12 protein-coding genes are annotated in these 13,219 nt (G+C 67.8%); 8 read left to right on the top strand and 4 right to left on the bottom strand.

Annotated elements, in window-relative coordinates:
• Positions 1 to 56: 56 nt before the first annotated feature.
• On the bottom strand, positions 57 to 1,118 hold the full coding sequence (locus tag AD72_RS18670; RefSeq protein ID WP_031467821.1) for a tartrate dehydrogenase: 1,062 nt from the start codon (positions 1,116 to 1,118) through the stop codon (positions 57 to 59).
• Between the two features lie 128 nt (positions 1,119 to 1,246).
• Here AD72_RS18670 and AD72_RS18675 point away from each other — a divergent pair, with 128 nt between their 5' ends.
• Positions 1,247 to 2,857, top strand: coding sequence for an amidohydrolase (locus AD72_RS18675; RefSeq protein WP_031467822.1), 1,611 nt, complete (start codon positions 1,247 to 1,249; stop codon positions 2,855 to 2,857).
• On the opposite strand, the gene AD72_RS18680 is transcribed toward AD72_RS18675, so the two are convergent.
• Positions 2,854 to 3,234, bottom strand: coding sequence for a VOC family protein (locus AD72_RS18680; protein WP_031467823.1), 381 nt, complete (start codon positions 3,232 to 3,234; stop codon positions 2,854 to 2,856). The two genes, AD72_RS18675 and AD72_RS18680, sit on opposite strands and share 4 nt — an antisense overlap.
• Before the next feature lie 64 nt (positions 3,235 to 3,298).
• Complete coding sequence (locus AD72_RS18685) at positions 3,299 to 4,054, bottom strand: GntR family transcriptional regulator (protein WP_031467824.1); 756 nt, start codon at positions 4,052 to 4,054, stop codon at positions 3,299 to 3,301.
• A gap of 74 nt (positions 4,055 to 4,128) precedes the next feature.
• Here AD72_RS18685 and iolC point away from each other — a divergent pair, with 74 nt between their 5' ends.
• The 7 genes from iolC to AD72_RS18720 all read left to right on the top strand — a co-directional run bounded on the left by iolC (position 4,129) and on the right by AD72_RS18720 (position 12,057).
• Positions 4,129 to 5,070, top strand: coding sequence for a 5-dehydro-2-deoxygluconokinase (gene iolC, locus AD72_RS18690; RefSeq protein WP_031467825.1), 942 nt, complete (start codon positions 4,129 to 4,131; stop codon positions 5,068 to 5,070).
• Complete coding sequence (locus tag AD72_RS18695; protein ID WP_031467826.1) at positions 5,063 to 5,932, top strand: Cgl0159 family (beta/alpha)8-fold protein; 870 nt, start codon at positions 5,063 to 5,065, stop codon at positions 5,930 to 5,932. Before iolC ends, AD72_RS18695 begins: the two co-directional genes overlap by 8 nt.
• Complete coding sequence (gene iolB, locus AD72_RS18700; protein ID WP_031467827.1) at positions 5,929 to 6,777, top strand: 5-deoxy-glucuronate isomerase; 849 nt, start codon at positions 5,929 to 5,931, stop codon at positions 6,775 to 6,777. The genes AD72_RS18695 and iolB overlap by 4 nt, the downstream gene beginning before the upstream one ends.
• The gene (gene iolD, locus AD72_RS18705) at positions 6,774 to 8,639 is read left to right on the top strand and encodes a 3D-(3,5/4)-trihydroxycyclohexane-1,2-dione acylhydrolase (decyclizing) (RefSeq protein ID WP_031467828.1); all 1,866 of its coding nucleotides are present in this window, start codon (positions 6,774 to 6,776) and stop codon (positions 8,637 to 8,639) included. The genes iolB and iolD overlap by 4 nt, the downstream gene beginning before the upstream one ends.
• 9 nt (positions 8,640 to 8,648) lie before the next feature.
• Complete coding sequence (locus AD72_RS18710) at positions 8,649 to 9,599, top strand: TIM barrel protein (RefSeq protein WP_031467829.1); 951 nt, start codon at positions 8,649 to 8,651, stop codon at positions 9,597 to 9,599.
• Positions 9,596 to 10,603: a Gfo/Idh/MocA family protein gene (locus AD72_RS18715; RefSeq protein WP_031467830.1), complete on the top strand. Its 1,008-nt coding sequence runs from the start codon at positions 9,596 to 9,598 to the stop codon at positions 10,601 to 10,603. Before AD72_RS18710 ends, AD72_RS18715 begins: the two co-directional genes overlap by 4 nt.
• A 455-nt stretch (positions 10,604 to 11,058) precedes the next feature.
• Positions 11,059 to 12,057, top strand: coding sequence for an alpha/beta hydrolase (locus tag AD72_RS18720; RefSeq protein ID WP_082469024.1), 999 nt, complete (start codon positions 11,059 to 11,061; stop codon positions 12,055 to 12,057).
• Here AD72_RS18720 and AD72_RS18725 read toward each other — a convergent pair.
• Positions 12,032 to 13,132, bottom strand: a complete 1,101-nt coding sequence (locus AD72_RS18725; protein ID WP_051898768.1) for a DivIVA domain-containing protein — start codon at positions 13,130 to 13,132, stop codon at positions 12,032 to 12,034. The two genes, AD72_RS18720 and AD72_RS18725, sit on opposite strands and share 26 nt — an antisense overlap.
• Positions 13,133 to 13,219 lie beyond the last annotated feature (87 nt).

The following is a 13,219-nucleotide window of genomic DNA, read 5'->3' on the forward strand; positions in this document are numbered from 1 at the left end:
CGCCGAACTCAACTTCACGAATGCCCCGCCCATTTCTGGGCGGGGCATTCGTGCGTTCAGGCCCCGGCGAATTCGAGAACGGCTTTGGTGAATTCGCTGGTGGTCGCGGAACCACCCAGGTCGGGAGTGCGCACCCGGGCTTCGGCGAGTACTCCGCGCATCGCGGATTCGACTTCCGCTGCGGCTTCGGTGTGGCCGAGGTGATCCAACAGCATCGCCGCGGTCCAGATCGCGCCGAGCGGATTGGCGAGCCCCTTGCCCGCGATATCGGGTGCGGAACCGTGCACGGGCTCGAACATCGAGGGGAATTCCCGCTCCGGGTTGATGTTTCCGGCAGGTGCGATCCCGATTCCACCGGCGATCGCGGCGGTGAGGTCGCTGAGAATATCGCCGAACAGGTTCGAGGCCAGTAGCACGTCGAACCGGGCCGGGTTCAGCACCAGCTTGGCGCACAGCGCATCGATGTGTTCGGAGGTCAGGGAAACCCCGGGATGCCCGGCCGCGCATTCGGCGACGATCTCGTCCCAGAACGGCATGGTGTGCACGATCCCGTTCGACTTGGTCGCCGAGGTGACGCTGCCGCCGCGTCGTTCGGCCAGCCGCAGCGCGTATTCGGCGATGCGCCGCACACCGGCGCGGGTGAACACGGCCTCCTGCACGGCCATCTCCGCTTCGGTGCCCTGACCGGAACGGCCACCGATCTCGCTGTACTCGCCTTCGACGTTCTCCCGCACGACGACCAGATCGACCTCGCCGGAACGGGCACCGCGCACCGGGCTGTCCACGCCCTCGAAGACCTTGATCGGGCGCAGGTTGACGTACTGGTTGAACCGCCTGCGGATCGGGATGAGCAGGCCCCACAGGGAAACATGGTCCGGCACACCCACCTCACCGACGGCGCCGAGGAAGATGGCGTCGTGTCCGCTGATCTGATCGAGCCCGTTCTCGGGCATCATGGCGCCCTGAGCCCGGTAACGGGCGCACGACCAGTCGAACTCGTCGTAGTCGAACGTGATGCCGTGGCGGGCGCCGATACCCGAGAGCACCGCACAGGCTGCCGGGGTTACCTCGCGGCCGATGCCGTCTCCAGGGATGAGCGCGATCCGGTGGTTCGTCATGCCGCTATCGGATCACCGGACCAGATCGGGATTCAAGACAATGGCGCATGGCTCACTCCGAGTCGGACCGGAACCCCGGCCGATGTCAAGGGTGTACCTGGATGCCGCACGGTTCTAGTCTCGGTGTGATGACTGGTATCGAGGAACTCGTCCCGAGGATCTACCGAGCCCGCGTCGTGCACACCCAGCACGGACCACCGGTCGAGGCGATCGCGGTACAGGGGGAACGGGTCCTCGCGATCGGCACACTGCGAGAACTGCGGGACCGGTTCCCGAAGGCCGAGGTCACCGATTTCGGTACGGCGACGATCGTGCCCGGATTCAACGACGCGCACATCCACCTCGCGATGTCCGCGGAGGACCAGCTGCACCTCGATCTCTCCCACGAGGCCGTCGGCGATATGACCGGGCTGCTCGAGCGGGTGCGCGCCGAGGCAGCGCGGATCGGGCCGGACGCCTGGGTGCGGGGCAGCCGCTTCGACGACGTGAAGACCGGGAAACTGGACCGCGCCGCGCTCGATGCGGTCACCGGGAACGTGCCCGCCCTCGTCACGCATGTCGCCGCGCACTGGGCGGTGGCGAACAGTGCCGCACTCGAGGCCTTCGGGTACCACGAGGATTCCGCACCACCGGCGGGCGGCGAACTCGGCAGGGACGCGGCCGGACGGCTCGATGGCCGGCTGGTGGAACGCGCGCTCATGCAGGTGGCGATGCCCGCCGCGGGCGCACAGGATTCGCCGATCCGGCCCAGCACCCCCGAACAGCGGCTGCTGGGCCTGCGCCGCGCCGTCGAGCAGTGGCACGCCGCCGGGCTGACCTCGATCTGCGATCCGCTCGTCGCCCCGGAGGACATCGTCCTGCTGCAGCGAGCCCGTGACGAAGGCCTGCTCACCCTGCGCACCGGCATGCTGCTCGGCATCGACCACTACGCGAAGGCGCACGAATTCGGTATCCGCGGCGGATTCGGGGACGACTGGCTGCGCTATGTCGGGGTGAAGGGGTTCGTGGACGGTGCCGTCGGCGGGCGGACCTGCCTGCTCTCCGAACCGTTCACCGGGACCGGAGATCACGGTCTGCAGATCACCGATACCGAGACGCTGCGCGAACAGATCGGCATGGTGCACCGGGACGGAACGCCGATGGGGGTGCACGCCAACGGGGACACCGCGATCCGGCTCTTGCTCGACATCTACGGGGAACTCGCCGAGACCGATCCGCGGCCGGGACTGCGCCACCGCATCGAGCACTGCACCCTTGTCGACCAGCCGATCCTGGACCGGATGCGGGCACTCGACGTGATCGCGGTTCCGTTCGCCGGATACCCGGCCTATCACGGGGATGCGCTGAACGAGTGGTACGGGCCGGAGCGGACCGGGCGGATGTTCGCGCACCGGGATTTCCTCGATGCGGGTGTCACCGTCGCCGGGTCCTCGGACTATCCGTGCGGGCCGTACCAGCCGTTGCTCGGCATGCAGAGCATGGTGACCCGGCGCGGAATGGACGACGGCGCCGAGGTGGGTGGCAGGCAGCGGGTCAGCGCGGCCGAAGCGCTGTGGATCTTCACCGTCGGTTCCGCGCGGGCCAGTGCCGAGCAGGCGTACAAAGGCCTGCTCGCTCCCGGATACCTGGCCGATTTCGTGGTGCTCGACCGGGACCCGCTCGCCGTGCCGGGCGAGGAGATCGCCGGGATCGGAGTGCGCGCAACCTATGTCGGCGGCCTGCCGCGCTGGGAACGCTAGTCGTAATTGGCGATCTCGATCAGGTTGGCGTCCGGATCGCGCACATAGACGCTGGTGATCGGACCGGTCGCCCCGGTGCGCCCGACCGGACCCTCCTCGATCGGGATTCCGTTGCGCCGCAAGCTTTCCACGACCTGGTCGAGTGGATCGCCCGCGATGAAACACAGGTCCGCGCTCCCCGGAGCCGGATGCGCGGCCTTCGGCTCGAATTCGTGCCCCGCCTGGTGCAGATTGATTTTGCTGGAACCGAAATTCAGTGCGGTGCGCCCGCCCCGGAACGTGACGGCTTCCATGCCGAGGGCGCGGGTGTAGAACTCGACGGTCGCGTCGATATCGGCGACGGTGAGCACGAGATGATCGAGCCGGTCCATGCGCATCCGGGACTTTCCTTCCGAGGAGATTCGAGCGTGTGGCGCTCCTGTCACGGATGCTAATACCGGTTCAGCGCGCCCCGGGGAGAGTGAGATCGAAGGAATAGCGTGAGGCGCGGTACACGTGCCAGCCGTACTCGACGACGCGGCCGTTCTCGTCGTAGGTGGTGCGGTGCATGGTCAGCAGCGCGGCACCGACCGGCTCGCCGAGCAGTTCCGCGTCTTCCTCGGTCGCGTTGCGCGCGCCGATGTTCTGGTGCGCCGCGTGCAACCGGATCCCGGCGGAGCGCAGCAGTTCGTAGAGCCCCTTCGCGCGCAGTTCCGCATCGCTCGGCGTGATCAGGCCCGGCGGCAGGTAGTTGTGCATCAGCGCGATCGGTTCCTCGTCCACCAGGCGCACCCGCTCGATCCGGTGCACCGTCTCCAGTCCCGGTGCCTCGAGCGCGCCGATCGCGTGCTCGCCCGCTTCCTCGGTGCCGTTGATGAGCACCCGGGTTCCCGGATGTTTACCGAGCCGGGTCAGATCGTCGAACAGGCTGGAAAGGCGTAGCTGGCGGGCGACCTTGTTGTGCACGACCTGGGTTCCGACCCCGCGTTTGCGTACGAGCAGGCCCGCGTCGACCAGGCTCTGGATGGCCTGGCGGATGGTGGGCCGGGAGATGCCGAGCCGGGCGGCGAGTTCGGTCTCGTTGTCCAGCCGCGCGCCCGGGGCGAGCGCGTGGGAGTCGATCGCCTCGCGCAGCTGGGTGGCCAGTTGCGCATACAGCGGTATCGGGCTGTCCTGGTCGAGCCAGAGACTGGCCGCGCTCCATTCCGGGGTGGTCACCGGAGTCAGCCTAACTCATTCCTTATTGTCCGATTGTCTTGACAAAGTCGGACGGGTGCGGCACGTTGATCCGCATGGGAGAACCCCTGGACCTGCTCACCATGGGCCGTATCGGTGTCGATATCTATCCGCTGCAGACCGGGGTGGGACTCGAGGATGTCAGCTCCTTCGGCAAATACCTCGGTGGCACGGCGACGAACGTGGCCGTGGCCGGTGCGCGCTACGGACGCTCGACCGCGGTGCTCACCAAGACCGGGGCGGATCCCTTCGGCCGGTTCATCCGCCGTGCCTTGCGCGGATACGGGGTGGACGACCGGTTCGTCGGCACCAGCGAGGGGCTGCCGACCCCGGTGACCTTCTGCGAGATCTTCCCGCCGGACGATTTCCCGCTGTACTTCTACCGTGCTCCGCTGGCGCCGGACCTGGATCTGCACACCGCGGAGCTGGACTTCGACGCGATCAGGCAGGCGCGGATCTTCTGGGTGACCGGGACCGGATTGTGTGCCGAGCCGAGCAGGACGGCCACGCTCGCCGCGCTCGAGGCGCGTGGCCGGTCCGGGATCACCGTGCTCGATCTGGACTACCGGCCGATGTTCTGGGAATCCCGCGAGCAGGCGCACGGCTGGGTGGACAAGGCGCTCGAGCACGTCACGGTCGCGGTGGGGAACCTGGACGAGTGCCGGACCGCGGTGGGCACCGGTGAACCGGATGCGGCCGCACAGGCCTTACGGGACAAGGGAATCGAGCTCGCGGTCGTCAAGAAGGGGCCCGCCGGGGTGCTCGCGGTGGACGATACGGGGCCGGTCGAGGTGCCACCGGTTCCGGTCGAGGTGGTCAACGGGCTCGGCGCGGGTGACGCCTTCGGCGGGGCGCTGTGCCACGGACTGCTCGCCGGCTGGGAAACCGAGTACATCATGCGGTTCGCCAACGCGGCCGGATCGATCGTGGCCGGGCAACTCGCCTGTTCGGACGCGATGCCCGAGGAACGTGCGGTCCGCGCGGTGCTCGATGGCTGAGCGGTTGCGCGCCCTGGCCGAGCAGCGGGCGTGCGACCCCGAGGCGATCGCGCGCGCCGCCGCGGCACGGGTACGCCCTGCCTCGCCGTACGGCCCGCACGGCAAGGCGATGATCATCGCGGCCGATCACCCCGCGCGCGGGGCGAACGCCGTCGGTGCCGATCCGCTCGCCATGGCCGACCGCGGTGAGCTGCTCGACCGGCTCTGCGTCGCGCTCGACCGTCCCGGGGTGACCGGGGTGCTCGGCACCGCGGACGTGCTCGAGGATCTGCTCCTGCTCGGTGCGCTGCACGGTAAATCGGTGTTCGGCTCGATGAACCGAACCGGGCTGGCGGGTTCGAGTTTCGAACTGGACGACCGGTTCGCGGGTTACGACGCCGGGGCGATCGCGCGATTCGGTTTTGAGGGCGGGAAGATGCTCACCCGGATCGCGCTCGATGATCCGCACACTCCCGCGGTACTGGAGAATTCCGCGCATGCCATCAACGAACTCGCGGGCCGCGGGCTCATCGCGATGGTCGAGCCGTTTCTGTCCGAGTGGGTGGACGGCCGGGTGCGCAATGACCTCAGCCCGGACGCGGTGATCAATTCGATCACCATCGCCTCGGGGCTCGGCGGGACCTCCGCGTACACCTGGCTGAAACTGCCCGTCGTCGCGGACATGGAGCGGGTACTCGCCTCCTCGGCGCTTCCGGTGTTGCTGCTCGGCGGGGAGGTGACCGATGCCGATGCGGCCTTCGCCTCCTGGCAGCGGGCGCTCGCCCTGCCGACCGCCCGAGGGCTTGTCGTCGGCCGTTCCCTGCTGTATCCACACGATGAGGATGTTGCCAAGGCTGTCGACACGGCGGTGGGATTGCTATGAATGACATGTTGTATCGCCCGGCGGGGAGTACGGCCGAGGGGCCGTTCAGTCTCGTCGTCACCCCGGAATCGGCCGGTTGGGGGTATTCCGGGCTCCGGATCCTCGAACTCACCGGCGGCGCCGAGCGGTTCACGACGGGGGAGTCCGAAGCGCTCCTGCTCCCGCTCTCCGGTTCCGCGCGTGTCACGGTGGACGGACAGCGGTTCGAACTGGCCGGGCGCACGCAAGTGTTCGATTCGGTCACCGATTTCGCTTATCTGCCAAGGGATGCGGAGGTCACGGTCGAGGGAGAGGGCAGCTTCGCGATTCCCGCCGCGCGCACCGGGAAGAAGCTGCCCGCGCGCTATGGACCGGTGGACGGTGTTCCTGTCGAGCTGCGCGGCGCGGGCAACTGCAGCAGGCAGGTCAACAACTACTGCCTGCCGCACACCTTCGACGCGGACCGGCTGCTGGTGTGCGAGGTGCTCACCCCGAGCGGGAACTGGTCCTCCTATCCACCGCACAAACACGATGAGACGAGCGAGACCGAGAGCGAACTCGAGGAGATCTACTATTTCCAGATCGCCGGGAACGGGATGGGATACCAGCGTGTGTACGGGACCGCGCGGGCCCCGATCGATGTGCTCGCCGAGGTACGCGGCGGAGACGTGGTGCTGATTCCGCACGGCTGGCACGGTCCCTCGATGGCGGTTCCCGGCTACGACATGTACTACCTCAACGTGATGGCGGGCCCGGGCGCGGAGCGGGCGTGGAAGATCTGCGACGACCCCGCGCACGGCTGGATCCGGGAAACCTGGGCGGACGAGAAGATCGATGCGCGGCTGCCGTTCGGGGGCCGGTCATGACGATCCGGCTGACGGTGGCGCAGGCACTCGTACGGTTCCTGGCGAACCAGTACTCCGAACGGGACGGCATCGAACAGCGGCTGATTCCCGGTGTGTGGGGAATCTTCGGGCACGGCAACGTCGCGGGCCTGGGTCAGGCGCTGTTGCAGGACTCGGAAACCGGAAGGCTGCCCTACTACCTCTCGCGCAATGAGCAGGGCCAGGTGCACGCGGCGAGCGCGTTCGCGAAAATGCGCAACCGCATGCAGACCTTCGCGTGCACCGCGTCCACCGGTCCGGGCTCGACGAACATGATCACCGGGGCCGCACTCGCCACGACCAACCGATTGCCGGTGCTGTTGCTGCCCAGCGATATGTTCGCCACCCGGACCCCGGATCCGGTGCTCCAGCAGCTCGAGGACACCCGTGCGGGCGATGTCTCGGTCAACGACGCCTTTCGCCCGGTTTCCAAGTACTTCGACCGGATCGCGCGCCCGGAGCAGTTGATTCCGGCGGCGCTCGCCGCGTTCCGGGTGCTCACCGATCCGGTGGAAACCGGTGCCGTGACCCTGTGCCTGCCCCAGGATGTGCAGGCGGAGGCGTTCGACTGGCCGGAGGAGTTCTTCCGCAGGCGGGTGTGGCACATCGAACGCAGGGAACCCGATGCGGGCGCGGTGCGCCGGGCGGCCGAGGCGCTGCGTTCGGCGCGGCGCCCGCTGATCCTCGCCGGCGGCGGGGTGGTCTATGCCGAGGCCGAGCAGGCGCTGCGGGAGTTCGCCGAATCCACGGGGATCCCGGTCGCCGACACCCATGCGGGAAAGGGGGCGGTTCCCTGGGATCACCCTTGCGCGGTCGGCGGACTCGGCGCGACCGGCTCGACAGCGGCGAATTCCCTTGCCGCGCAAGCGGATGTGGTGCTCGGTATCGGTACCCGCTATTCGGATTTCAGCACGGCCAGCCATACCGTTTTCGGTGACCGGACCCGGTTCGTCAACCTCAACATCGCGCGGATCGACGCCGTGAAGCATTCGGCGGAGCCACTGCTCGCCGACGCGCGTTCCGGGATCGATGCGCTCGCGGCCGCGCTCGGCCAGTGGCGGGCCGAACCCGGATACCGCGAGGAGATCGGTTCCCTGGCAACGGAATGGGCACGAACGGTCGATGCCTGTTTCGATCGCGGGCACACACCGCTTCCCGCGCAGACGGAGATTCTGGGTGCGCTCAATCGCACACTCGACGGTAGCGATGTGGTGATCAACGCGGCCGGGTCCATGCCGGGGGATCTGCAGATGCTATGGCGTGCAACGGATCCGAAGTCGTATCACGTGGAGTACGCCTATTCCTGCATGGGATACGAGATCGCCGCGGGAGTGGGGGTGAAGCTGGCCGCCCCGGAACGCGAGGTCGTCGTGCTCGTGGGGGACGGTTCGTATCTGATGATGGCCCAGGAACTGGTGACCATGGTGGCCGAAGGGTTGAAGGTGATCGTGGTCCTGGTGCAGAACCACGGTTTCGCCTCCATCGGATCACTTTCCGAGTCCCTTGGCTCGCAACGATTCGGCACGAGCTACCGCTACCGGAACCCGGAGAGCGGGCAACTGGACGGCGAGCGGCTCCCCGTTGACCTCGCGGCGAACGCGGAAAGCCTCGGTGCCACGGTCCTGCGGGCGCGCACCGTCGCGGAGTTCACCGAGGCGATCGTCCGGGCCAGGGCGAGCGAGCGGGCCTGCGTGGTGCACGTGGAGACCGATCCCCGCGCCCCGGGACCGCCCGATGGCGGCTGGTGGGATGTCCCGGTCAGTGAAGTGTCCGAACTGGACTCGACAAGGACCGCGTACCGCACGTACGCGGAGCAGAAACGCAGGCAGCGCCACTATCTCTAGGAGAACTCGATGACAACGACGTCGCCGCGTGCCGTGATCGGCAATCTCTGCCTCGGCAGCGCACCGGATTCCTGGGGAGTCTGGTTTCCCGAGGACGAGCACCAGGTGCACTACACACGCTTTCTCGACGAACTCGCCGAGGCGGGCTATGAATGGCTCGAGCTCGGGCCGTACGGGTATCTCCCGACGGATCCACGTCAGCTGACCGAGGAGGTCGGATCGCGCGGACTGCAGGTCTCCGGCGGGACGACCTTCGGCGCGCTGCACCGCCCGGACAAGTGGGCGGAGATGCTGGCGCACACTCGCAAGGTCGCCGAGCTGACCGCCGCGGCCGGGGCGCACCATCTGGTCTACATTCCCCCGCAGTACCGGGACGAGAAAACCGGGGAGTACACCGAATCGCCCGAGCTCTCCGCGCAGCAGTGGGCGGAGTTCGGGGCCCGGGCCAGTGAGCTCGGTAAGATCCTGCTCGAGGAATACGATGTACGGCTGTGCCTGCATCCGCACGCGGACAGTCACATTCTCACTCAGGAAGAGATCGAGCGTTACCTCAACGAGAGCGATTCCCGCTACGCCAATCTGTGCCTCGACACCGGGCACGTGGCCTATGGCAAGGGCGATGCGGTGCAGCTGATCAGGGACTACACCGAGCGGATCGGTTATGTGCACATCAAGCAGATGGACCCCGATGTGCTCGCGCAGGTGTACGCCGAGGAGCTGAGTTTCGGCGAGGCGGTCAAGCGCGGGGTGTGTGTGGAACCGCCCGCCGGGGTCCCCGATCCCGCGGCGATCGTCCACGAACTGTCCACTGTGGATGCCGAGGTGTTCGTCGTGGTGGAGCAGGATCTCTACCCGTGCAGCCCGGAGACACCGCTGCCGATCGCGGTGCGCACCCGCGAATACCTCGGTGGTCGCGGCCTTTCCGGGACACGGCGGCCGAACGGGGGCGCGCGGGCATGACGGTGCGGGTCGGAGTGATCGGGACCGGGCGGATCGGCAGCGATCACATCCGGCGGCTCACCGGAACCATCCCCGGGGCCGAGGTCGTCGCGGTGTCCGATGTGGACACCGAACGTGCCGAGCTGGTGGCTGGGGAGATCGGTGCGACCGCGATCCCGGGCGGTACCGATCTCATCGCGGACGACCGGGTGGACGCGGTCGTGGTCACCTCGATCGGGCCGACGCACGCCGAGTACGTGCTCGCCGCGATCGACTCGGGGAAATACGTGTTCTGCGAGAAGCCGCTCGCCACGACAGCGCAGGACTGCCTACGCATCGTGCGCGCCGAGCGGGAGTTCGGCAGCAGGCTCGTCCAGGTCGGGTTCATGCGCCGCTACGACGCGGGGTATCGCGCGATGAAGCGGGTCATCGACGCAGGGGAGATCGGCACGCCGCTGATCATGCACTGTGTGCACCGCAACGCCTCCGTCCCGGACTCGTACCATTCGGCGATGGCCGTGCAGGACACCGCGGTGCACGAGCTGGACACCATCCGCTGGCTGCTCGGTACCGAGATCGCGCGCACCCAGGTGCATGTTCCGCGCAGCACCGCGAACCGGTTCCCGCATCTGCGCGACCCGCAGCTGATGCGGTTCGAGACCGAGGACGGGGTGCACATCGACCTCGAGGTGTTCGTGAACTGCCAGTACGGCTACGACATTCAGTGCGAGACGGTCGGCGAACTGGGGACCGTGCGACTGCCCGACCCGCCGGATGTGGCGGTGCGGAAGGCTGGGCAGCTGCGTACCGGGGTTTTGCAGGACTGGACGACCCGGTTCGTCGATGCCTTCGACCGTGAGCTGCGCGAATGGATCGAATCGGTGCACGCCGGCCGGTTGTGCGGGCCGAGCGCCTGGGACGGTTATGCCGTGGCGGTGTCCAGTGATGCCACGGTCCGGGCGCTCGAATCCGGGGAAATCGTCGAGGTCCGGCTGACCGAGAAGCCGGAGCTGTATCAGGGCTGACCCGCGCGACTCGCTGGTAGGACAGTGTTCACGGTTGTGAGCGCTGTTCTCTGATTGGAGCACTGTTCTCGGGTTGGAGCGGTGCTCGCGAGGAAGATCAGAGTTCGCGGGCAGAGCGGCGTTCCGGGAACAGAACAGCGCTCTCGGCGCGGAACAGTGTTCTCGGATCGAATCGGTGTTCCGCAGATGGAGCGCTGTTCTCGGAATGGACCGGCGTCCCGCAAGCAGAGCGGCGTTCCGAAGCAGAGCGGCGTCCTGGAAGCGGAGCGGCGTTCCGAAGCAGAGCAGTGCTCCGGGAGTAGAGCAGTGTTCCGGGCGCAGCACGGTGTTCCGAGAGCAGAGCAGCGTTCCGGAAACAGAACAGCGTTCCGAGCTTGCCCACGCATGGCGGCTTGACCGGGTCACGAACCGCTGATCATGATGAGCACGGGTGTGACAGCGGGGAGGTGCGGGCGATGGAGCCGATGGGGATCCCGGCGACGCAGAGCCGTTCGAGCCGGTATGTGGCCAATACGCTGCGGGTGATGGTGCGCCCCGCGGTGGACCTCCTGCCCGCGACGAGCCTTTCGGTACTCGCGGCGCGCGGTCTGCTCGATACGGTGCTGCCCGCGCTGGCCCCGCCCCGCCGTGCGCGGATCCGTGCGGAGCGGACGTATCACGAGGGGAAACCGGTACGCGGGGAGTGGGTGCACGGTCCGGCGCCGCTCCGGACCGATGCGGTGGTGCTGTATCTGCACGGGGGTGCTTTCCTCTGCGGCTCGCCGCGTAGTCATCGTGGCCTGATCGCGCAGCTGTCCACCCGGGCAGGCCTGCCGGTGTTCTCCCTGGATTATCGGCTGGCCCCGAGGCACCGCTACCCGGCGGCCGCCGAGGATGTGCTGAACGCGTTCAGGTTGCTGCTCGCTCGTGGATACCCGGCCGATCGGGTCGTGGTCGCCGGGGACTCCGCAGGTGGCCATCTCGCCCTCGGGCTGGCGATCGCGGCCCGGGAACAGGGCCTGCCGCAGCCTGCGGCGCTGGTGCTGTTCTCCCCGCTGGTGGATTTCTCGGCGAACACGGCAGCGGCGGTCGATGAACACCGCCGGGATCCGTATCTGAGTGCACGGTTGGCGAAGCGGATGCTCCCGCTGTACGGCCGCAGCGGGGAACCGGGGCTCGAGCTGCTACGCGGCGACCTCTCCGGTCTGCCCCCGATCCTGCTGCAGGCCGGGGACGCGGAGATGCTGTCCGGGGATGCCCGGGCGCTGGCGAGCCTGGTCAACACCGAGGGCGGGGACTGCACGCTGGAGATCTGGCCTGGTCAGGTGCACGTGTTCCAGGCGCTGTACCGGCTGCTGCCGGAGGCCCGCGGCGCGCTCGCGCACGCGGGCCACTACATCCGGACGCGTCTCGGCGAACCCATGCCTCAGGAGGCGCGCCAAGCGCCGCTCAGCGGTGGTTCGACCCCGCTGTGACGTGTGATTTCGGGATCCGGGTCGTCCGTTCCTGATTGGACTCCGCCTTGCTGTCCTGGGCCTTCTGCTCCTGCTTGGCGGCGGTGTTGTGCTGACGCGCCGGATGCGGGGTCGGCACCTCGCCGTTCTGCGACCATGACCCCTTGACCGGCTGCTTGACCTGCTGGTCTTCGCCGATCCGGGCGGAGTTGGCCTTGAGGGTGTCCTCTTCGTCGGTCTCCGGGTCGAGCGCCGGACCGGCCTTCTGCAGCAGTTCGAGCGCGCCGCCCAGCTGATCACGCAGCTGGCCACGCAGCCCGCGCAGCGCCCCGACCTGCGCGGTCGCCTGCTCGATGCGCTGATTGGCCTCCTCGGTCGCCTCCCGGACCCGCTTGGCGGCTTCCTCGGTGGCCTCGCGCACGCGCTTGGTCGCCTCGTCGGTGGCGTCCTTGATCCGCTTCTCGGCCTCGCGCTTGCTGGTGGCCTCCCGGTCGGCGACCTCCTTGGCGAGCTTCTCCTTCTTGCTCTTGAGCTCCTCGTTGAAGTCGGTTTCCGCCTTGGTGCGCCGTTTGGTCGACTCGCTGTCCAGGCGGTCCCGCTCGTTCTTGGCCTCGGTGGAGAGCCGCTCGATCTCGGCGTGCGCCTTGCGCATCGTCTCCTTGTGCTCGTTCTCGTGATCCTCGCGGGTCTTGTCGAGGTCGGCGAGCATGTCCTGATAGCGCTGGCGCAGCTGCTTGGCGTCGTTGTCCGCCTCGGTGCGCGTGTTCGCCGCCGCCGTCTCGGCGCGCGTCATGATGTCCTTCGCGTCGGCGTTCGCGAGGGTGATCATCCGATTGAGTCGCTCACCGAGATCGGTGGCGCTGACCGGAGCCTTGGAGAGTTCGTCGATCTTCTGCTTGAGCGAGTCGATCTCGGAGCGCGCCATGTTGAGCCGCTCGGTGAGCCGGTCCACCTGAGACAGGGCCGAGTCGCGATCCGTCTGCAGGACGCGCAGTTCCTCCTGCACGTCCTGGAGGTACTGCGTCACCTGGTTTCGGTCGAAACCGCGCAGTGCTACATCGAAGCCAACCTTCAACGGGATCAACTCGTTCTCCATGCAGTCGACGGTACGCGTTTTCCGGGGCGGATGGGGAAAACGGTGCGGTGATTTTTACGGCAGCCACACGGACGCAACCTCGGGCCT

The organism is Sciscionella sediminilitoris (genome assembly GCF_000737195.2).
GTDB lineage: Bacteria > Actinomycetota > Actinomycetes > Mycobacteriales > Pseudonocardiaceae > Sciscionella > Sciscionella sediminilitoris.

Excerpts from the sequence above, each read along its gene's own strand:
- AD72_RS18710 (WP_031467829.1), top strand. The coding sequence starts at position 8,649 with ATGACAACGACGTCGCCGCGTGCCGTGATCGGCAATCTCTGCCTCGGC.
- AD72_RS18675 (WP_031467822.1), top strand. The coding sequence starts at position 1,247 with ATGACTGGTATCGAGGAACTCGTCCCGAGGATCTACCGAGCCCGCGTC.
- iolD (WP_031467828.1), top strand. The coding sequence starts at position 6,774 with ATGACGATCCGGCTGACGGTGGCGCAGGCACTCGTACGGTTCCTGGCG.
- AD72_RS18725 (WP_051898768.1), bottom strand. The coding sequence starts at position 13,132 with ATGGAGAACGAGTTGATCCCGTTGAAGGTTGGCTTCGATGTAGCACTG.
- AD72_RS18670 (WP_031467821.1), bottom strand. The coding sequence starts at position 1,118 with ATGACGAACCACCGGATCGCGCTCATCCCTGGAGACGGCATCGGCCGC.
- AD72_RS18720 (WP_082469024.1), top strand. The coding sequence starts at position 11,059 with ATGGAGCCGATGGGGATCCCGGCGACGCAGAGCCGTTCGAGCCGGTAT.
- AD72_RS18715 (WP_031467830.1), top strand. The coding sequence starts at position 9,596 with ATGACGGTGCGGGTCGGAGTGATCGGGACCGGGCGGATCGGCAGCGAT.
- AD72_RS18695 (WP_031467826.1), top strand. The coding sequence starts at position 5,063 with ATGGCTGAGCGGTTGCGCGCCCTGGCCGAGCAGCGGGCGTGCGACCCC.
- AD72_RS18680 (WP_031467823.1), bottom strand. The coding sequence starts at position 3,234 with ATGCGCATGGACCGGCTCGATCATCTCGTGCTCACCGTCGCCGATATC.
- iolC (WP_031467825.1), top strand. The coding sequence starts at position 4,129 with ATGGGAGAACCCCTGGACCTGCTCACCATGGGCCGTATCGGTGTCGAT.
- iolB (WP_031467827.1), top strand. The coding sequence starts at position 5,929 with ATGAATGACATGTTGTATCGCCCGGCGGGGAGTACGGCCGAGGGGCCG.